Below are 21,089 nucleotides of genomic sequence, written 5' to 3'. Positions count from 1 at the left end.
GACATTGCTAGCTTCTTCTTTTCGAGGGAATCCCAAATAACTGTTTCTTTACTATTTTAGTAATATTCTTAGTTTAAAATAATAAAAGTTTCTAAACTCATACGTGCTCCGCTTCAAATTCTTGAATAGGTGTGTTCAAACATTTTAATGTTCCGTTTAGGTAAGAGTGTTTAAGCGCATTCAAAATTCTTTCTGGATACGCTTTGAAGGTCTGAATGATTTCTATAGCTACAGTCTTGAGTTAAAAGAGTGGTAGAATACTCTACATCCTTCATGCGCATAGCAGATAAAAAAATCTTGATAAAGATTTTAGCTTAATAATTAACCTGCCACTTCGGATTCGGTTAAACGCGCCCTAAAACTATTATCCCAAACCTGCTTTTGGACCTCTAAGTGCCAGGCGTTTTTCTAAGGTAATTTCTAATCTTTTTTAAGTGTTAGTATTGTTTTATTTCGTGATAGTCTTTTTGACTTAATCTTTTCATCACTTGAATACAATGATTAAAAAAACACGATTAATATGTTAAACGATGTGGAATAGCCCAATGATTAGCTGGGTATTAAGAAAAAGCTTTTTCGCTACTAACAAATACGGTGTATACTTACCAATGACAATCAATTGGATAACTTCTCTCATTAGACGATCGTAGGAATAAAAATATTTTTCAATAAATCTAGTTGGAATAAAGGTATTTTTCAGGGGATAGTTCAAGGCTTATCCACACGCTTTGCAAAAGACTTTACTATTCATTTTCTATGAGATAAATAAATTTTACCAAAAGTAAGATTTAGGTCTAGAATATCTAGGTTTTATTTGATAAAATATATAGTATTTTCTTCTGAATTGTTTTTTATCGGCTTAATTGTAAAAGAATTCAAGATGTCTTTTCTATTCTTTCTCTTTAAAAGATGTCGGTGAATTTTTACTAACACCAGATATTATAAAACTGTTCGATTGAACTCATCAGTACGTATTGGCAAAGTAAAAAACACCCAAAGTTATAATTGGATGTAAAAGGAATCTCTAGAACCAAGAGTTTTTTTTGTACTAACGGAATTTTGTTATAACGTACTTCGCTAGTGACATAAGATCGTGAAGAACATTATGACTAGTTTATGGGTTGTTGCTGTTCTCAAATTATGAGCAATTATGTTTACTATCTAAAAAAAAACATTAGAATATCTAACAAAACTTTTTGTCAAATCTGTACTAGCTATGTTGATAAAATAATAGTGTATAGTTCTCTGGATTTTTAATGAAAAAACATCATGTTTCTCTCCAATCAGTAGATACACTAGTTTCCAAAGAATGTCCTTCTTTTTCTATTTGATTGTCGGTGTCGTTTATATTATCTTCATTTTCAGTTTTTTTATGGGTATCATTTCGAATTAAAAGTGAAAATACCCCTTGGAACAATCAAATTCTTGCTACCTTTTTTTAGTATATTTGTAAACTGGTAAAAAAATTTCAACATAAAACAAACTTTCTTTTTTACTTTTATATTAGTTGTTTAATGTTATTCGATGTTTTTTCTCCCATATTGGGAAAGAGTAACCTTGTGTGGTTAAATATTTTTTTGTTGTTAAATGACTTCCAAATTCATTCGTAACCACTAACGTATATTTGTAAATCGCTGTGATTCTTCCTGTTATTTCTTCTCCATGAATAGAAAATGTCGTTATCTGATCGTCTAGTTGCAATTTCATCTTACTATCCTCCAATTACCTTTGCTCTAAAATATCCCCCAGAGGAGACATAATTTAGGAATGTACCATTGCTATTTACTTTATGAGTATAGTTGATTGATTTTGAAATGAAAGTTCGTGGGGAACTCTCTTTTTTGATTATAAACTGTTATACTCTGTTTTGTAATTGCTATGAAAGACCCTAACCACGCTAGTATCTTCCCAAGTGATTAGGGCTTTTTTTTTTCTTGTTATCTTTTTTGAACCTGTAGCATGCAAAACGCTGGCACAGAAAACAGCCTTTTCTGTTCCTGAAGGACTTAAAAAATTAACATAAAACCAATTACACTTCTTTTACAAAATATGTATAGTTTTAATATTTGATCGTTGCTTTTTTTCTAGCTGAAAAGTTATTTTTGGTATTTCCCAAAAATCATTAACATCTACTGTTTTTGAGATTCGATAGAAAAGAGAATCTTTATTTTCAACAATGCGAGTTTTTCGATTTGATGGATAATATATTAAAAACCAAGGCTTCTTCAAGAACTTTTTATTATTAGAAAATTTGGTAAACTAACCGTAATGAATCTACCTTCAAAAATATTTATTTTAGCGTGACACTCGTTTGAATATTTTTTATTTGTAGGTAAAAAGATCTGAGCAACGAGCAAAACAAGGGGAGCAGCATTGTCAAAATTATGGGTTGTTTTATTGTGTTCTCTGTTTTTGAAGAAGGACTCGTAGCGCTTGCAGAGAAATGCTTGATTGATGAAGAAGGAACGCAATCAACAATTCAAAGGCTGATTATAGTTGAAACACTTTGAAAAATAAAATTTTTTCTAAAGGTGTCCAAATAGTCTCAAGTTTTTATGAATCTTTAAATTGAGTTAATTGTTGGATAGGGTAGCTGATAGCTCGCTATAACTATTCTAGCATTATTTTCCGAAAGGTTGTGAGTAAGATGGGTAAACAAAAAATGGTCTATTGCGGTTCTTGTGGAAAACCTATGAAAAAAACAGACGATTTTGGTAGCGAGCGGGATGGAACACTGTCTGATAAATATTGTGAATTATGCTATCAAAATGGTTCATGGACAGAACCGGATATTATTTTTGATGATTTCTATGAAAAATCCTACCGAGGGTTTTTAAATTCAGATAGAAGCCGAATTGAAAAATTTTTTTTGAAGAAAATGTACACAAAAAAATTTGTTAGAAAGTTGGAACGTTGGAGTAAATAGATTTTTGATAATTCAGCTAAATTAATTTTTAATCATAGAAAACATTTTTAAACACATAAAGAGATATGTTAAGCCCTTAACAGTGAGAAGGAAATAAAGCATTGGAATTTTTGACAATAGAAAAGTAAAATTTTTCTAAATGTTTAGTCATGAGTTTTTTCAAAAAAATGTGTTTGATGAAGGAAAATATTCAAGTTTTGGTATTCTGATATAAATGAGGATTTTTCGAGAAAACAGATCAATACATTTTATTTATATTTATAGGTGAGCGATACAAAAAGTTACTTAGAAACCAATAGAAATGGGAGCAATCTATGATAAGAAGAATGGCATTAGTAATTATTGTTTCTTTAGTATTTATAATAGGAATATTCTCAATTTGTAAAATGAGATTGGCAGATGCAAATAAAGAAGCAGCAGAAAAGAATCAACAGATGGAATCTGAATTGGATGATTTCAAAAATAAGAATATAGAAAATATATTATATACAGACGATGTTTTTTCGATTAGGAAACTCACAAAAGATACATATGTGTATACTGCGTATGGTGAATTTAATGGGCAAAAATATCCGGCAAATGGGCTAATTTTAGTGGGTAACAGTGGATTAATATTAATAGATACTCCTTGGGACGATAAAAAAACACGCGACTTATTAGCTATTTTAAAAAACACGTTTCATAAAAATGTGAGTGATGCGATTGTAACGCATTTCCATAATGATCGAGTTGGCGGGATAAAAGCGTTACAAGAGGAGGATATTTCTGTCCATTCAACACCATTAACAGACATGTTAGCTGTTAGTGATGGATATGCTCATTCTCTAGGAGATTTAAGCAATAATGATTTTTTAACAATAGATGGGAGGACACTTGAAATATATTACCCTGGTAAAGGTCATACGGAAGACAATATCACAATATATGATAAGAAAGATAAACTTCTTTTTGCAGGCTGCTTTTCAAAAAATAATTCTGATAAAACGTTAGGTAATATAGCAGATGCTGATATTCCAGAATGGCTAAAATCCATAAATAAATTGCAAGAAAAATATACAGAGGAACAGATAAATTGGGTAATACCTGGACATGGTAATCTAGGAGGGTATGATTTATTAGATCATACAAAAAGCCTTGTTGAGGAACAACTTAAAGAACATTCTAAATAATAATAGAACTAAGGATTTGTAAACGGAGGTAGTTTCTAATAGATTTTTTATTCTGAACAGAGCGTATCTAAAAATTGGTTAAGTAAACGATATCACGATAAGAAGTTATCATCAATATACGAAGTTATAATGAGTGGAAAACAATTATAGTTGCTAGTATGCTAAATTAACCTGTGTGTGACTAACCAAGAGCAATTTCTAACGTATCAAGGAACAAAAGATGAGTTACAGATAAAAGATACGGTAATTTCAGGTGCAACATTTACAATGAAAGCTAATGAGGTAGAAGTTGTAGGTTCTGCAGCTATAAATGAAAGAGGGTTAGTTTTCTGAGTATTTTATTTGTACTTTTATTTATTACGCACTATATTTTATTGATAAACATATTTATTTTTTTAGAAAAGAGGAGATATAATGAAAAAAGTATGGCAAATTTGTACTAGTATGTTGTTATTACAGATAGTAAGTTTACCTTTTGCTATAAGCGTTCGTGCCCAAGAAGTAGACACAGAAAATAAAATACTTTCAACTGAGGACTCGGTATTTTTTTTAGAAGGAGAGGGAAGTTCTGAACAAACGAACTCTTTGTCTTCGAGTGGTTCAATAAATGCTAAACAAAATATCCCTGACACATCTAAAAGCAATAGTAACGGAGAAACAATAGCAAGCATTTTTCCCGATACAATGTTTGCTCAAGTTATTGCTGATGAATTGGCAAATGGAGACAGCAATGCGCCATTAACATAAGAAATGGTTGATAACCTCACTACAATAGATGCATCTAATAAAGGAATTCAAGACATAACAGGAATTGGTGTGTTGACTAATCTGGAACTTGTACGCTTAGATGACAACCAATTGACAAGTTTGCCAGAGAGTATCGGAAATTTAGTTGGTCTAGAATATTTGTACTTGCGAAATAATAATTTTAGTAATTTGTCAGAAACTATCGGGAGTTTAGTTAGTTTGAGGGAATTGTATTTGGATAACAACCAGTTGGCTAGCTTACCAGAAAGTATTGGAAATCTAACAGAATTGTCTGAATTATATTTGGATAACAATCAATTGACGAGTTTACCCGGAAACATTGGAGAATTGAAAAATTTGTCTTACCTGTATCTAAGTAGCAACTTATTACCAACTAATTATGAAGACGAGCTAACAAAATTGGGATTAAGTGTTGAACCTCCGTTTACTCAAAGAAAACTACAGTTGAAACCAGATGTTGGTCCTTATACCATAACAAATGAGAATGACTTAAAAGATATTGATTTATTTTCTGTTCTAACGCTTAGTGATGACAGTTCGCTTTCCTTAGCACATCAAATGATTTTAGTTAATTATGTAGATGCAAATAACAATTCTGTCGATATCACCGAATATATTCAATCAGGCAAGATAATAAAATCAGGAACTATTTTTGCACAAGTTAGAGCTACAGGAACAGGGATATTTCCTAATAGTAGTGACAATGCAGTAACTACTGATAAAGTTCAATTAAATATGGAAAAAGATGAAGTGATCTACCATAAGTTGTTTTTTGACTTAAATGGAGGAATAGGATCTGCTCCTTTGATACAGACTCTGGAAGCTGGAGAACATGCGACCCAACCAGAAAACCCAGTTCGAGAGGGGCATGAATTTTTAGGATGGAATACTGTTCAAGATGGAAGCGGAATAAATTGGTCGTTTGAGGTAGATACAATGCCTACAAGTGATATTACATTATATGCTCAATGGAAAGAAAATGGTTCGAATGTTACCCCAACAAGCGGGGATTCATCCGGTAATAATAATACGTCTGAAGAGCTTCCAGATATGGGAGAATCGAAAATAACCGTATTTGAGGGAATTGGAAGCTTAATAGTTTTAGTTAGTCTATTATTTTGGTATAAAAAAAGAAAAATAGTTAGAGAGAAAAAATAATTATATATATTGGCTCTATAATTTAACAAAGGTTCTTCATTTTTGAAATATGCCTCTATCATCACGACTTCATTTGGTGTAAGTCATTTGTCTTCACTCCTTATAATTCTTTCGTCGGAACTATTTTGAGTGTAACACAAATGACTTTTTTAGTTGTCTAGCTTAATTTTACTATCGGCGATAATATTAAATTATTCCATTACAATAAAGTTCTTGAGTAACTTGAAAATCTTAATTTTATTGTGAAAATCGAATTCAACTTGCTAAATTTCACAATAGTATCAATTCGTTTAAGAAAAATGAGAATTAAAATGAACGCAAAGAAGTTAATGAGGAATCCTTAGATTATATTTTTAAGCAAGGTAGAAAATAAACTGGGCAGAAATTTAAGAGCAGGTTAGAAGCCTGGTTATGATAAGATATTCATTTGATAAATGATTGTTGTAGAGACATTTCAATCGCTGGCGTAAACGTTTTTCTTCAATTTTCTGTATATTTATAGTCTAACTCGAGGTGTAATGGCAATCGGTCAACGTTGATTTGTCAGGAAAGTTCCTAGTATAGCTTTTACAGAGAGATTTTTGTTTTTGGATTCGGACACAGTTTTGTATTTACTTACATCATTGACTAAAATCAGCATCTTTTCCATTTTAATTTGATAATGGTTCGGTTGTTTTCTTGTTAACAATGAAGACATTATTCAGGGGAAAAAGTGTTAATGGCATCTGTTATCAACACTAGATATCCTAGGACCACGTGGTGACACTACTTCTTTTTTTGTGGTTTTTGTTCATAGAGAACTTTATTTCCTTTTAAGGTAAGATTATTCTTTTTTATAGACCAAAAATTTTGAGAAAGGAAAGTAGTAAACTAGTGATAACTATAGAATAAAAAATTGTACACAGGATGGAGTAAATAAACGAAAAAAAGAAGTTATATCTGTTTTATATTCTATATGATTCTGTTTTTAATCATGATTACAACAAACGTTCAAGATATTGAAGCGTCTGAAAAAGGGGATAAGTTTTTAACAGATACGAGTACAAGGTTGTCAATAAGCAATCTTCTGGATACGTCCGGTGAGGAAAATGTATTGGACTTTGCTAATAAACCTAAAGAGGCATTGGATTGGAGTAACCGAAACTTTCCCACAACTGTTGATGTTATGAACACAAAAGAGAATCGGCGGAATCTACTGGAAATTAATAATCTATTGCGTCGTAAATATTTGAATACCGCTGAAGAGATGTATGATAATCCAGAGGAATTGAAGAATCTAGATAAACAATTTATCACTGAAACGTCAGAAAGTATAATGCTATACGCAAATTTTTCAGCAAAAGATTTTAGAATAGCGAATAAGTATTTTGCGAAGGAACCAGCACAATTTTACAATTTGATGCTAAAAGACACTCCTTTTGGGATTGACCATGGATATTTTGTAGGGAGCTTACAACCTGAAGAATTAGATGAAACTAAAGGAGAAGTAATAATCTTAGCGCTAAAAGTACCAGCTCATACGAAATTAATCCGTATAAGCCCTCTATCCGCCCCCAACCCTGTATTCATGTTACAACGAAACACAGCGATTCAGTACACTCGGAAAGGGTTATATGACAATGATACTAAAGTTGGCATGGCGGGTAAATTAATGGATCCGGCGGATATAGATAAAGCATCAAAGCAATTGTCAAAAGAGCTGGGAGCCAAAATAAATGGGGTAGATGAGGTGCGCCTGAAAAAGTTTGATTTAGTCCCCTATGGGTTGAATGCAGGAATGGTTGTTTCGAATGCGCCGATCGTAGTGGATCATCTTATTGAGAGTATTAAGGGGGTTCCTGTTGTGGCAAGAGATGCAACGGAAGGCTGGGAATTAATCTTATCCAGTGGGCCAGGAGTGAATACGCGTATGATAGATGAATATAGAGAAGTGTACCCTGATCCGGCTGATTTAAGAGAATATTTTGATGACAGAACTAATATCAGCGGGGCAGAACGTGGTACTTCGATTCATACGGCAAAAATTGGTGGTGGTGAAGATACTCGTAGCATTAGTAATGTCAATTTTAATTACGAGGCAGGAGCACTATCCGATACATTAACTACAGTAGTAAAAAATAAAATCAATGAAGAATTTACAGAGGTTATTTTACATGAATATTTTCATCACCTAATCAAGTATAGCGCTTATTTCAGAGACAGTAAAATGATGAGGATAGATGGAACCCCAGAAAAAACATTTACTAAAACTATAGACGGGCTGATGCTCAAAGAAAAAGACAAACTTATTGAATCGTTTCAAGGTCCTGATGTGATACGTGATAGCTCAGAAGAATTTATGTGTGAGGCATTTGCACACAAATTCTATCCTGATCCGGCTGTGAGGGAAACCTTTAAAAAGAATGTTCCTGAAACGAACCGCTTTCTAGAGAATTTGTTTGACCGTACTCCTCCAACCGTTCCACAAAAGCTAACAGAACTTGAGACGACAGGAACGAGCGTCACCTTTACCTTTGAGCCATCGACAGACGATATAGGGGTAGATAAATACATTATTTATGAGTTGGGAGAATATGATCCTATCAAAACAATAGAACAACCAACAGAACCCAATGGACCAATAAAAGTGGTGGTTGACGGGTTGAAACCATTTACAGAGTATAGGTTTCAAGTGACGAGTATAGACGAGGCGTTGAACGAATCTTCACAAAGCAAATCTCTTATTGTAAAAACGAAGGATACCGAGCCTCCTCAATTACAGGGGGATCTGAAAGGTAAAAGAACGTATGCTTCTGTCGTAAAAATGTCGTGGCCACAACCAACTGACAATGATGAAGTAGCCAAGGTCCAACTAAAAAGAGAAGATACCTCCTCTAAGGCGACGAAACTTTTTACCATTACAGATGGGAGTACCTTCTTTTATGATTCTACACTGGAAGAAGGGAAGACGTATACGTATACGATGACGGCATTCGATCCTTCAGGGAATGAGTCGGTGGCCAGCAATAAAGTAGTGCTCAAACGATCGGATGAAGAAGACGAAAAGGATAAAGACAAAAATAAGGATCAAGTCCAAAATATAACGTCGACACATGCTACGATTCACTTTGGTAATTTGTTTTCAGGATTATCCCCCTCAGGATTCCATATTTCTGGTCTTTTCAGTGGACTCTCTGGCGGTGTTTTCGGCTGGATTCCGGGTATAAATAGTCATAAAGATAAAGAGACGACATCGATTGACGTTGAGTTGACGCCAGGGGAAGAACATATTTTTACTATTGTGCCTCTTGATGAGGATGGGAATCCTTTAAATGAGGGGATAACCTTTATTATTACCGCGCCACCAAATGATAGTAAAGAGATAAAAATTATCGACACCAAACAATCGTTAGTGTCCATTCAATGGACAAATACCAATGATTTAGAACGCTTAAAAGGTCGGTTGGTACATGATATTTATCGTGGAGGGCAATTAATTGCGACGGTAGATGGTGAAGCAACGACGTTTTCTGATCAAGCCTTGAAACCAGCTACTAGCTATGACTATGAAGTGTTTCCAAGGGTAGGGAAAGAGAATCGAGCGTTGAAGAGCCCGAAAGTTCAAGGCACCACTTTAGCTCCATATCATAATCAACTTCTCTGTTTCAATTCAGTGAAGTATCCAGAGGAAGTACTAAGGATTGGGGATATGTTAGGCACTGAAGTGTACTTACAACCATTTACCAATGATGTGGGAGACTTTATAGAAATAAGTTATGATGCGAAGAAACAAGCGTATCAATTTGTTAATAGGCGAGATCGTTCCGTTATGAGTGTCGATGAAAAAAATCCGATGAGAATCATTTCGTCAGAAAATAAACAACTAGACCATCAATTTTGGCGAATAATAGATGCTGTAGAAGGTGGTGTAAGGATTGAAAGCTATAGTAGCTCTGGGAAAGTAATGGAGGTAGGCACTGAAAAGAACGACAATAAGAGGACGCTTACCCTCCAAAATAAAGACACCAATCAACCTGCTCAACGATTCAAAGAAGCTGTGACAGATACTGTTGAATATGAATTTCGAGGAGGAGGGACACTAGGGAGCGCTAAGATGTTTGCGAATATTCGTATAATGGGGAATAAAAAAGAACTTCGTGTTACTCAATTAGGAGAATCAACGACTGTCCCACCTAGTCATGATTTTGAGAACCAGACCTATGCAGCGATTTTAATCCAAGATAAAGATAAAAACGTAAAATATTGGAAAGATTTTATTGGAGATACATCGATTGTGCCTGGAAAAGAGACGGTCAAATTAGAAGAAGGCGATTATATCACAACGTTTCATCAGGAAGCCTCTCATCTAAGTATTATGGATAGAAAGAACAATGAATCTCTGAGCAAGGAGCAGCAAAGTATCACCTATCAACTCACTAAAGACACGTTAACCTATGTTGATCCAACCAATAGTCCAACGGTTGTGAAGGCAACGACAAGTAACCCGGTGACTACGGAGGACTCTCAAGTTTCTGGAACAGCAGTTGCAGGGTCAACGATAGTCGTAAGAACAGAGAGTGGGAAAGAACTAGGACGGAGTGTGACAGATCAGACGGGCCGTTATGAAGTGAGATTGTCAGAAAAACCGGTACATGGTTCTAAGTTATCTGTCTCTGTAAGCCTTAAAGAATCCACGTCGGTTATTACGATACTCGTTGGATATCAGCTTTTGAATGGAGAGTTAACCATTCATGCAACAGGGGAGAAATGGATAGATATCCTAAATGGGTTGACGAAGGAAGAACGACAAGCTAATAAGGTGATAGTGAATGGCGTTTTATCGGATGATGGGAGTGTCATATCAAAAGAACAGAGCCTAATGGCAAAAGAATTAACAGGCAATTTGCCTCAACTACCGTCAAATTTTGCGAAGGACTTTACACACTTGGAAAAGGTGAATTTTCCGAATGCAACAAAAATAGGAAACAATGCCTTTGAAGGGACAACAGGGATAAATGAAATGGCGTTTCCCCTTGTGCAGACCATAGGAACAGGTGCGTTTAAAAATATGTCTACTCTGACTCGATTCGTAGCACCAAAAGCCAAGAGTATTGGGGACAATGTGTTTGTGGATGCCGTGTTATTAACCGATCTGCAACTACCAGAAGTGACGACAATAGGAAACTATTGTTTTACCAACACACCGAAAATGGAGGTGCTAAATCTCCCGAAAGTGAGCATTTTAAGTGGACAATTTTTAGAATCCTCTCAAAAGAAAGTGGTGGTGTTTGATCCTGCTCGTCAGATTCTATTTGAATCGCGGTTGTCTAGTAGTAGAGGAACGTTAGGCGTTGGGGTTGGAAAAGAGCAACGAGTGGAACAATCGTCTCCAGAAACGGTGTCCTATAATGGATTTGTCTTCATTAACGAAGAAAGTGCTGTTGATTTTGTGTCTAACATCCATTGGACCAAAAATGAACAATTGCTTCCAAACGCCACCACAGGCTCCTTAACCATCAAGGAACCAGCGGAAGCGGATAGTGGAAAGTACCAAGCACACCTAGCGATTTCCCAAAAGGAACAAGAAGTATACACTTGTTCTTCGGGGATGTATACATTTCAGTCTGACTATGTTCCAACGGTAGTAAATGGTGTGCTAACGATTCAAGGAGCAGGAGAAAAATGGATAGATCTCGTCAGTCAATTGACACCTGGGGAAAGAAAAGCCAGTAAAGTGGTGGTGAATGGAACGTTAGCGGGTGATGGGAGTGTGATCCCTAAGGACAGACAGTTGGCCGCCAAAGAAGTAACAGGGAACCTTGTACAGTTGCCGCCAAATTTTGCGAGTGGGTTCAGTCAACTAGAAAAGGGAACTTTTCCTAATGCGACAACAATAGGAAATAGTGCTTTTTCAGGAGCGACTAGTTTAAAAGAAGTGCAGTTGCCAGAAGTGAAAACGATTGGTATAAATGCCTTTTACCAAACCAAACTGAGTGAGGTCACTCTACCGAAGGTGGAATCAATTAGTCAAGGAGCTTTCTATGAAGTAACGACGTTACGCGCAGTCAGTGCGCCAAAACTGAAAGAAATCAAAGATACTGGTGCGTTTGAAGGGACGAGTATGACAGAGTTGACGTTCCCAGAATTGGAGACGATAGGTACGCGTACGTTTAAAAATATGCCTAATCTGACTCGATTCGTAGCGCCAAAAGCCAAAAAAATAGGGGACAATGTGTTTGTGGATGCCGTATCATTAAGCGATCTACAAATCCCGGAAGTGACGACGATAGGAAACTATTGTTTTACCAACACACCAAAATTAGAGGTGTTGTCTGTCCCGAAAGTGAGCGTTTTAAGTGGGCAATTTTTAGAGTCCTCTCAAAAGAAAGTGGTTGTGTTTGATCCGTCGCAACAAGCCATGTTTGCCTCTAAATTGTCTGTAAATAAAGGGACGCTAGGTGTTGGTATAGGAGGAGACCAAAAAATCCATCAAACAACTCCTGAAACAGTGACATATCAGGGATTTACTTTCATAAATGAAGAAAGTGCTCTTGATTTTATCCCTAACGTGAATTGGACCAAAGATGGGCAATTGCTTCCAAACAACGCCACAGGTTCTTTGACACTAACGAAACCAACGGAGGCGGATAGCGGAACATACCAAGCACACCTAGTGATTTTCCGTAAGGGACAAGAAATATATGCTTGTTCTTCTGGCACCTATAAATTTCAATCTGACTATGTTCCTACTGTAGTAAACGGTGTGTTAACAATCCAAGGAACAGGTGAAAAATGGGTAGATATCGTCAGTCGATTGACAGATGAGGAAAGAAAAGCCAGTAAAGTGGTGGTGAATGGAACGTTAGCGGATGATGGGAGTGTGATCCCTAAGGACAGACAGTTGGCCGCCAAAGAAGTAACAGGGAACCTTATACAGTTGCCGCCAAATTTTGCGAGTGGGTTCAGTCAACTAGAAAAGGGAACTTTTCCTAATGCGACAACAATAGGAAATAGTGCTTTTTCAGGAGCGACTAGTTTAAAAGAAGTGCAGTTGCCAGAAGTGAAAACGATTGGTATAAATGCCTTTTACCAAACCAAACTGAGTGAGGTCACTCTACCGAAGGTGGAATCAATTAGTCAAGGAGCTTTCTATGAAGTAACGACGTTACGCGCAGTCAGTGCGCCAAAACTGAAAGAAATCAAAGATACTGGTGCGTTTGAAGGGACGAGTATGACAGAGTTGACGTTCCCAGAATTGGAGACGATAGGTACGCGTACGTTTAAAAATATGCCTAATCTGACTCGATTCGTAGCGCCAAAAGCCAAAAAAATAGGGGACAATGTGTTTGTGGATGCCGTATCATTAAGCGATCTACAAATCCCGGAAGTGACGACGATAGGAAACTATTGTTTTACCAACACACCAAAATTAGAGGTGTTGTCTGTCCCGAAAGTGAGCGTTTTAAGTGGGCAATTTTTAGAGTCCTCTCAAAAGAAAGTGGTTGTGTTTGATCCGTCGCAACAAGCCATGTTTGCCTCTAAATTGTCTGTAAATAAAGGGACGCTAGGTGTTGGTATAGGAGGAGACCAAAAAATCCATCAAACAACTCCTGAAACAGTGACATATCAGGGATTTAGTTTCATAAATGAAGAAAGTGCTCTTGACTTTATCCCTAACGTGAATTGGACCAAAGATGGGCAATTGCTTCCAAACAACGCCACAGGTTCTTTGACACTAACGAAACCAACGGAGGCGGATAGTGGAAATTATCAAGCGCATGTTACAATTATTCATAATGACGAACCCCTCTATTCGTATTCTTCGGGGATATTGAAATTTCAATATCAATTGCTTCTTACAGATTGCGAATTCGTGTTTCAAGGGTTGATGGGAAGCGGTAATCAACGAATATTTGCCAGTATGAATTTACCTGTTTTAAACGTATCACCAGGACAAAAATGGGCTCATATTAAGGAAATGAATCCAGGGCATGGCGGAACACCACATTTGTATTTTCCGAACAGAACGTATGCGGCCATATTGATTCAAAACAAAAATCAACATGTAAAATATTGGAAAGACTTTGTTGGGGATCAAGTTGTCCAAGATAAGCAGACGTATATTCAGTTAGAAGAAGGAGACTACGTCATGGTGTTTCACCAAGAACCTTTACGACTAAGCATAGTTGATACAAAGACAAATCAACCTGTGGCTAACCAAGAGCAGGTTGTCATATATCAAATAACAAAAGATGAGCTGAAATACGTTAACGAAACGGATAGTCCGAGAGTTATTAAAGCCACAAGCGTGAATCGCTTGAAAAGTGATGAGCTGCAGGTAACAGGTACGGCTATTTCAGGTGCAACAGTTACAATAAAAACGCAAGAAGGGAAAGAAGTAGGTTCTGGAGTTGTAAATGAGAAAGGTAGCTATAAAGTTACATTAACAGAGAAACAACAGCGTGGTAGTCAATTAGATGTTGTGTTCAATTTGAAGAAGGAGAATATAAGTGACTATTCTTCAGTTATTCATGTAGAAGTTGAGTAGTGTAGGAAATTAACATAGTTTCTGTATATGAGTGTTTACTGGCTCTGACCCTGTACAGAAATTTCTACTAGGAATGATAATAAGGAAGCTTGATTAGAAGAGTTGGTTTTCTGATTCCATTGTTTGTATTTTTGAGAGTATAAAATAAAAGCATTTCTATAGATTTATTTTGCTTATTGACAAACAGGATTGATTAGCCAAATTGAAGAACGGTCAGAAAAAATAATGTTTTTTCTGGCTTTTTTTCTTATCTTATCTTATCTTATCTTATCTTATCTTATCTTATCTCAATGAATTGATTGATCAGAAAAATTCATTTTTTCATGTCCTCATAGGAATTTAAAACCATAGAAAAATAAAAAGCGCGTTTAATGGTTTAATATGTGTATTTTTTGCGTCTATTTTTCCATTTGAAATAAGAATAAATCATAGCATTGCATAAATCCTCCTACTATTAGTAAATAATGATACTATCAGGGAGGGGTACTAAATTAAGTACACTCTATTTTACTACAAATCAAAGTTCGCAGGGAACTAACTTTTTTTTTAGATTACTGATACACTTTAGTTAACTGTCTATTAAATAGTTGCTAAATGGTTCTTTCTAAAGTTCGTTGCTAATCGTTCGAAAAAGCTTTCTTGGCTAATGTCTTAAAATGACCACGGCTAAAAATAATTTGCTTTATTAGTTTCAGTTTATTAACTTTTCTTTCAGCTTAGCCATTTGATAAATGGGGAAAATTCAGTGTTTTTAATTTAAATTCTTGAAACAACAGCTGGATAGCTGTCTTCTGTATATGTGAACGGGTCTGTTGATCCTTTTGACTCAAGTTTGTCAATAAAATGAGGTATTAATTAAAGTACATGTTTTAGAAAGTTTTTTTGATATGAAGCTATTTTTTAATTCAAGATTGGAGGGCAAAAAGGGTAAATCAAAGAGCTTTATTTATGATATGGACGGATTACTGCTAGGCACGAGAAGCATTTATTATTGTTCTAGTTAAGATGAAAGAATTGAAAAAACAATTAAGACAGTAAATGTTTCTCAAATAAATATATTTTTTGTGTTCATAAATTTTGTACAGCGAATCATTCAACATGTTTATACTAGGATTTAGAATTGGGGAGGATAATCAAGTGAAAATCATTCTTTTTTCGGAAATATCATTGGATGGAAAATTGACAGTAGGAAACTGTTCCAGTAAAGAACTATTAGAATCGATGTCAGAAAAAGAAATAGAACTGATCCAACAACACAGAAATAAATATGATGCAATATTGGTAGGCAGTGAAACGATTAAAATAGATAATCCTAATTTGACTTGCCGTCTAGAGCACGGTGTATCACCTATAAGGGTCATTTTGTCAAGTGGTTTAAATTTCAGTTTTAATGAGAACGTTTTTATAGATGAAAATAGAACTGTACTGGTCACTTCTTCAAATGACGAGGAAAAACTAAAAAAAATAACTGAATTAAATAAAGAGGTGCTTTTGGTATCTGCTACTGATTTGAAAGATATGAGAAAAATAGTTTGCCTTTTAGAAGATAAATTAGGAATAAAATCATTAATAGTGGAAGGTGGGGGATCAACGAACTGGTCTTTTGCTAAATACAATTTATTTGATGAGATACATCTTTTACAATTTCCAGTATTGGTTGGAGGGAAAAACACCACTTCATTGGTAGATGGTGAAGGGTTTCAAAAAATAGATTTATGTGTAAACTATCAATTTATGAAAGTTGAACAATATGGAACAAATTTATATCTAACATTTACTAAAAAGTGAAAGGAACGAATGTTGAATGGATGCATTGTACTATGATAAAAAACTATATATAAAAGAAATGCCTGAACCAGATATTGATGATTCAAATGATGTGAAAATAAAAGTGTCTTTAGCGGGAATTTGTGGGACGGATTTAACATTAGTAAATGAGGGAAATGATTTAGGACATGTGATTGGACACGAAGCTATTGGGACGATTGTTGCAATCGGAGATAGTGTAAAAACACTCAATATAGGGGACTGGGTTATAGTCAATCCTAATGAACATTGCGGCATTTGTGACAATTGTAGGAAAGGGTTGTACTATCTATGCTCTGGTAATGAAGGTGATTTGGCAATAGCAGGACTAAACAAACATGGTACCTTCAGTGAATATTTTATTACAAAAGAGAACTTTGTAGAAATTATTCCCTCTAACATATCTACTGAACAAAGGGAAACATTTCTTCTAGTTGAACCTCTTGCTTGTGTATTACAAGGTCTTGAGAAACTAGATACAAGTGAACTAAAAAAAATTTTAGTAATTGGACAAGGAACTATGGGTTATTTAGCTACAAAAACCCTATTAAAATCAGGGCATCAAGTCTATTCTGTGGATTCAAATGAAGAGAAGGTAGCAATGTTATCTAAGACTATGCCCTGTTGCTTCAATTCTTTGGAAGCCATAGAGGGAGAATTTGATATTATAATTGACACAGTGGGAAATCAATTTGAATTAGGATATCCATTTTTAAAAAGAAACGGAGAGTTCTTAATTTTGGGTTTACAACATAGACACAAAGTGACTGTAAATACGACAGCTTTGGTGCAAAAAAATCAGAAAATCTTGGGTTCTAGTGAGTACACTACTCATTTCTATGATGCAAAAAAATATCTTGAGGCGCATCTTGATATCCAAGAGGAAGTATTTTTAAAATATAATTTGATAGATTTTAATCAGGCTTTTTTTGAAAAAAGTAGCTGCATTAAAAGAGTGTTCGTGTTTAGCAATTAAGGATGAATACTTAAAATGGGGGAATTGAAATTGAAAAAAAAGATGTGGCTTTTGTTTATTATATTCATTTCTTTGGGGTTTCCAGATGGGTTATTGGGTAGTGGTTGGCCTGAAATAAGAAATACGTTTCATTTTGAAACAGAAGTGGTAGGAATCCTTACAATGGGGATTTTCATTTTTTCTTTCTTGTCTAGCCTGATGTATACAAGGCTTATTGCGAAGCTAGGACTAGAAAAAATTCTTCAGGGAAGCACACTGGTTATTATCTTAGGATTACTGTTATTTAGTGCTTTAAGAACTCCTGTGGGAATGATTTCCTCAATAATTTTTTTAGGTATTGGTGCAGGATGTATAGATGTGGCAATCAATGACTATGTGTCATTTTACTATAACGAAAAAATTATGTCTTGGGTGCATGCCTTCTGGGGGATAGGGATTAGTTTTGGATCTGGTGTTATGTCTATTGTACTGTTTAATGGGTTGGGATGGTTTTACAGTTATTATATTATTGCATTTTTAGAATTATGTATTTTAATAATTCTAATTTTTAACAGGATGGAGGCAGCACCTCAACACTCTGACAAGCAAGAGAAATCAAAAGTTAAATTAACCAAATTACATTACTTAGGCCCATTATACTATTTTTGTTATGGAATAGAATACGTAGTAGGTCTTTATTTTAGCACCTTTTTACTAGTTAACTACTCCTTAAGTTCTGGAGAAGCAGCGTTTCAAGTGTCTTTATATTGGACCTTTTTAATGGTGGGACGATTTTTTACTGGTTTTTTAATTTCGTATATGTCTGTAAAAAAAATTGTGTCTATACATTTACTAATTTCATTTTTGGGAGGGTTGTTGTTGTTAAGCCAGCAAAACAATTTCATTTTAGTGGCGTCTATTCTTATGGGCTATGGTTTTTCGGCCCTATATCCAATGATGATGAGATTGCCATACGATATTTACAATAATGAAGTGGCGTCTAAAATAGTGGCTTATCAAGTTGGATTTCAGTATTTAGGTGTTATTATATTGCCGGTAGTTTGTGGATTTATTTTTAATTATACTAGTTTAAATCTATTCCCTATTAGTATATTAACCGCTATATTGATAATGGCACTTGCGTTCAAGAGACTGTACTCTTTTAAAGACAAAAATTTTAATAAAGGTGGTTGAAAAATTGGGAAACTTTATTTTTGAAAAATTGAAATGGCTGAATAAAAAACCAGGTTGTAATGTTCTAGAAGATAAAATCATTATTAAAACAATACCAGATACAGATTTTTGGAGAGGAACTTACTACGGCTTAACCTATGATAATGCACCATTAGTATATTTTGAAGAAGAAAAAAAGACTTGGACCCTATTATGCAAGGTAGCATTCTCTTCTAAAATTTATTTTGACCAATGCGGTGTTGCTATTTATCAAGACTCTGATAACTGGATGAAATCTGGAATTGAATTTCAAGCAAACGGGTTTCAACAACTTTTTTCAGTTGTTACAAATAGAGGTTTTTCGGATTGGGCAATGGTCAATTATGATAAAAGTACACAAGAAATGTATTATCGATTAAGTAGAAGAAATGAAGATTTCTTACTAGAATACTCTGAAAATGGACAAAATTTTGAAATGATGCGCATGTTTCACTTGGATAATGCAAATGAAGCTGTGAAAGCTGGATTTTTTGCTAGCAGTCCAGGAAACTCGACATTTGAGGCGACATTTACTAGCATTCAATTAATTGAATGTGTTTGGGATGCCCATAATTCTGAGCGATTTTAAAAACAGGCGATTGAAGGGAGTTTAGAGTAACGATGACAGATTTTAAAAGTAGCTTAAATGAGGAATGTGGCATTTTTGGTGTTTATAACTACACACAAGCAGCAGAATTAACCCTTCATGGCTTACACCAGCTACAACATCGTGGTCATGATGGTGCAGGGATTGTGACCTATTCAAAAAAAAATCTACTAAATCATAGAGGAGTAGGACTTGTTTCAACCGTTTTTAATAAAGGGATTGAAGAAAATTTATTTGGAGATATCGCTATAGGGCATGTCAGATATGCGACAGCCGGTAAAAGTGAAATTAAGAATGTTCAACCGTTTATTTCACAACCTAAAAAACAAGAAGCACCATTTGCATATGCTCATAATGGACATATAGTAAACTCGGATACTTTGAAAACAGAATTGAGAAATAAAGGTATTGAATTTCAAACAGATTCTGATAGTGAAATTTTAGAACACTTAATTTATGAGGGAAAGCATGAATTGTTTGAAGATAATTTAAAAAGTGCATTAAGCAGAATAAAAGGTGCATTTGTGTATGTTGTGTTAAAAGAAAGGCAACTTTTTATCGCGCGGGATCCCAACGGTTTTAGACCTGTATCAATTGCTAGGCTGAAAGACAGTTATATCGTATCCTCTGAAACATGTACTTTTGATATGATAGGAGCTACCTTTATTCATGAACTAGAGCCTGGGGAACTTGTCAAGATTGACGATAGTGGGATTAAGAAGGAATTCTATACTAAAAATACCAACCTTTCTATTTGTAGTATGGAATTCATTTATTTTTCTAGACCAGAATCTACTATTGGTGGAGTCAATATTTATAACGCTAGGAAACGTATGGGAGAGTACTTATCAAAACAAGATAGCGTTAATGCCGATATAGTAATTGGTGTTCCTGATAGTGGAATACCAGCAGCAATTGGCTTCTCTAAAGAATCTAAGATTCCTTTCGAGCAGGCGATTATAAAAAATAAATATGTTGGGAGAACGTTTATTCAATCTTCTCAAGAGTTAAGAGAAAGTAGTGTGTCAAGTAAATTTTCCGTTATAAAGGAGGTTGTAAGAGGGAAGAAAATAATTATTGTGGACGACTCAATTGTTAGGGGAACGACAATTAAATGGCTCATTTATTTGTTAAAACATGCAGGAGCTAAGGAAGTACACGTAAGAATCGCTTCACCACCATTTAAATATCCTTGTTTTTTTGGTATTGATATTCCAAGTACAGATGAATTGATTGCTTCAAAAATGAATATAGAAGAAGTGTGTTCTGTTATTGGTGCTGATTCATTAATCTATTTGAATATAGAAAATCTTATTAAAAGTATTAATCTTCCTAAAACAACACTAACAAACAATGGTCTATGTATTGCATATTTCACTGGAAATTATCCTATAGATTTATGTGACTGTGCAATTAATCTATAGTTCTAAAAGAATATAGAATGAATGGGAATTTGAGTAAAGAGATGCTATTTGCTTCAAATACAATGAATAGCTAAAAGATGGGGAATTACGACCATTTCGTTTAGCTATTGTTGGATAAAAATTTAAAATCAGTTTTATGGCTAGGTAGACTATTCATCTTGAATTAGAGCTTGGTAAATAAATTTCAAGACAAATAAAATAGAAGACTGAAAGTCGTAAAAAAATTTGTATTGACCCCAAAAAGTTAGACTTTTTCGGAGTAGAGAATGGAACGGGTATAATAAACTGGACAGAGAGAAAAGAGAAAGCGAGGAATATTCCATGTCTAGACGTTCATTTGATAAAGCATTCAAAATAGCAGCAGTAAAATTAGTTATTGAAGAGAGTTTTTCTGTTAGAGAAGTGAGTGATCAGCTGAGCGTCTATGCCAATAGTTTGTACCGTTGGGTTCAAGAATACGAAAAATATGAGGATAATGCGTTTCCTGATAAAGGAAGCGCACTTTTTGGCTCTTTGTCAACTAGGACTGATGAGTTA

Annotated in this window: 13 protein-coding genes and 1 pseudogene; 13 read left to right on the top strand and 1 reads right to left on the bottom strand. The window is 34.8% G+C overall.

Annotated elements, in window-relative coordinates:
* Nucleotides 1–1,503: 1,503 nt before the first annotated feature.
* Nucleotides 1,504–1,707, bottom strand: a complete 204-nt coding sequence (locus tag BCR26_RS10200; protein WP_069698886.1) for a hypothetical protein — start codon at nt 1,705–1,707, stop codon at nt 1,504–1,506.
* A 677-nt stretch (nt 1,708–2,384) separates the two neighbouring features.
* Between BCR26_RS10200 and BCR26_RS19135 the strand changes: the two genes are divergently transcribed.
* The 13 genes and pseudogenes from BCR26_RS19135 to BCR26_RS18310 all read left to right on the top strand — a co-directional run.
* Complete coding sequence (locus BCR26_RS19135; RefSeq protein ID WP_281186490.1) at nt 2,385–2,510, top strand: hypothetical protein; 126 nt, start codon at nt 2,385–2,387, stop codon at nt 2,508–2,510.
* 137 nt (nt 2,511–2,647) lie between these two features.
* Nucleotides 2,648–2,926: a zinc ribbon domain-containing protein gene (locus BCR26_RS10195; protein ID WP_069698885.1), complete on the top strand. Its 279-nt coding sequence runs from the start codon at nt 2,648–2,650 to the stop codon at nt 2,924–2,926.
* A 314-nt stretch (nt 2,927–3,240) separates the two neighbouring features.
* Nucleotides 3,241–4,095 carry a subclass B1 metallo-beta-lactamase gene (gene bla, locus BCR26_RS10190; protein WP_069698884.1) on the top strand — a complete coding sequence of 285 codons (855 nt, stop codon included), beginning with the start codon at nt 3,241–3,243 and terminating at the stop codon, nt 4,093–4,095.
* A gap of 177 nt (nt 4,096–4,272) precedes the next feature.
* Nucleotides 4,273–4,428, top strand: a complete 156-nt coding sequence (locus tag BCR26_RS18540) for a hypothetical protein (protein ID WP_169818884.1) — start codon at nt 4,273–4,275, stop codon at nt 4,426–4,428.
* Between the two features lie 81 nt (nt 4,429–4,509).
* Complete coding sequence (locus BCR26_RS10185) at nt 4,510–4,842, top strand: hypothetical protein (protein ID WP_069698883.1); 333 nt, start codon at nt 4,510–4,512, stop codon at nt 4,840–4,842.
* A 3-nt stretch (nt 4,843–4,845) separates the two neighbouring features.
* The gene (locus tag BCR26_RS10180) at nt 4,846–6,021 is read left to right on the top strand and encodes an InlB B-repeat-containing protein (protein WP_069698882.1); all 1,176 of its coding nucleotides are present in this window, start codon (nt 4,846–4,848) and stop codon (nt 6,019–6,021) included.
* Nucleotides 6,022–6,976: 955 nt separating this feature from the next.
* Nucleotides 6,977–14,548: a leucine-rich repeat protein gene (locus BCR26_RS10175; RefSeq protein ID WP_069698881.1), complete on the top strand. Its 7,572-nt coding sequence runs from the start codon at nt 6,977–6,979 to the stop codon at nt 14,546–14,548.
* A gap of 1,137 nt (nt 14,549–15,685) precedes the next feature.
* Nucleotides 15,686–16,336, top strand: a complete 651-nt coding sequence (locus tag BCR26_RS10170; RefSeq protein ID WP_069698880.1) for a RibD family protein — start codon at nt 15,686–15,688, stop codon at nt 16,334–16,336.
* A gap of 16 nt (nt 16,337–16,352) precedes the next feature.
* Entirely contained in the window at nt 16,353–17,330 is a 978-nt protein-coding gene (locus BCR26_RS10165; protein WP_069698879.1) for a zinc-dependent alcohol dehydrogenase, read from the top strand.
* A 30-nt stretch (nt 17,331–17,360) separates the two neighbouring features.
* On the top strand, nt 17,361–18,503 hold the full coding sequence (locus BCR26_RS10160) for an MFS transporter (protein ID WP_169818881.1): 1,143 nt from the start codon (nt 17,361–17,363) through the stop codon (nt 18,501–18,503).
* 4 nt (nt 18,504–18,507) lie between these two features.
* On the top strand, nt 18,508–19,110 hold the full coding sequence (locus BCR26_RS10155) for a DUF1349 domain-containing protein (RefSeq protein WP_069698877.1): 603 nt from the start codon (nt 18,508–18,510) through the stop codon (nt 19,108–19,110).
* 32 nt (nt 19,111–19,142) lie between these two features.
* The gene (gene purF, locus BCR26_RS10150; protein ID WP_069698876.1) at nt 19,143–20,552 is read left to right on the top strand and encodes an amidophosphoribosyltransferase; all 1,410 of its coding nucleotides are present in this window, start codon (nt 19,143–19,145) and stop codon (nt 20,550–20,552) included.
* 321 nt (nt 20,553–20,873) lie between these two features.
* Nucleotides 20,874–21,056, top strand: a pseudogene (locus BCR26_RS18310) (transposase); the annotation flags it as partial.
* Nucleotides 21,057–21,089 lie beyond the last annotated feature (33 nt).

The organism is Enterococcus rivorum (genome assembly GCF_001742285.1).
GTDB lineage: Bacteria > Bacillota > Bacilli > Lactobacillales > Enterococcaceae > Enterococcus_L > Enterococcus_L rivorum.
The sequence above is the reverse complement of the archived record's forward strand: the minus strand, read 5'-3'. Positions and strand labels throughout refer to the sequence as shown.

What these genes read in the sequence shown, in the direction of transcription:
- bla (WP_069698884.1), top strand. Translation starts at nt 3,241, where the DNA reads ATGATAAGAAGAATGGCATTAGTAATTATTGTTTCTTTAGTATTTATA.
- BCR26_RS10165 (WP_069698879.1), top strand. Translation starts at nt 16,353, where the DNA reads ATGGATGCATTGTACTATGATAAAAAACTATATATAAAAGAAATGCCT.
- purF (WP_069698876.1), top strand. Translation starts at nt 19,143, where the DNA reads ATGACAGATTTTAAAAGTAGCTTAAATGAGGAATGTGGCATTTTTGGT.
- BCR26_RS10200 (WP_069698886.1), bottom strand. Translation starts at nt 1,707, where the DNA reads ATGAAATTGCAACTAGACGATCAGATAACGACATTTTCTATTCATGGA.
- BCR26_RS10185 (WP_069698883.1), top strand. Translation starts at nt 4,510, where the DNA reads ATGAAAAAAGTATGGCAAATTTGTACTAGTATGTTGTTATTACAGATA.
- BCR26_RS10195 (WP_069698885.1), top strand. Translation starts at nt 2,648, where the DNA reads ATGGGTAAACAAAAAATGGTCTATTGCGGTTCTTGTGGAAAACCTATG.
- BCR26_RS10180 (WP_069698882.1), top strand. Translation starts at nt 4,846, where the DNA reads ATGGTTGATAACCTCACTACAATAGATGCATCTAATAAAGGAATTCAA.
- BCR26_RS10175 (WP_069698881.1), top strand. Translation starts at nt 6,977, where the DNA reads ATGATTCTGTTTTTAATCATGATTACAACAAACGTTCAAGATATTGAA.
- BCR26_RS19135 (WP_281186490.1), top strand. Translation starts at nt 2,385, where the DNA reads ATGGGTTGTTTTATTGTGTTCTCTGTTTTTGAAGAAGGACTCGTAGCG.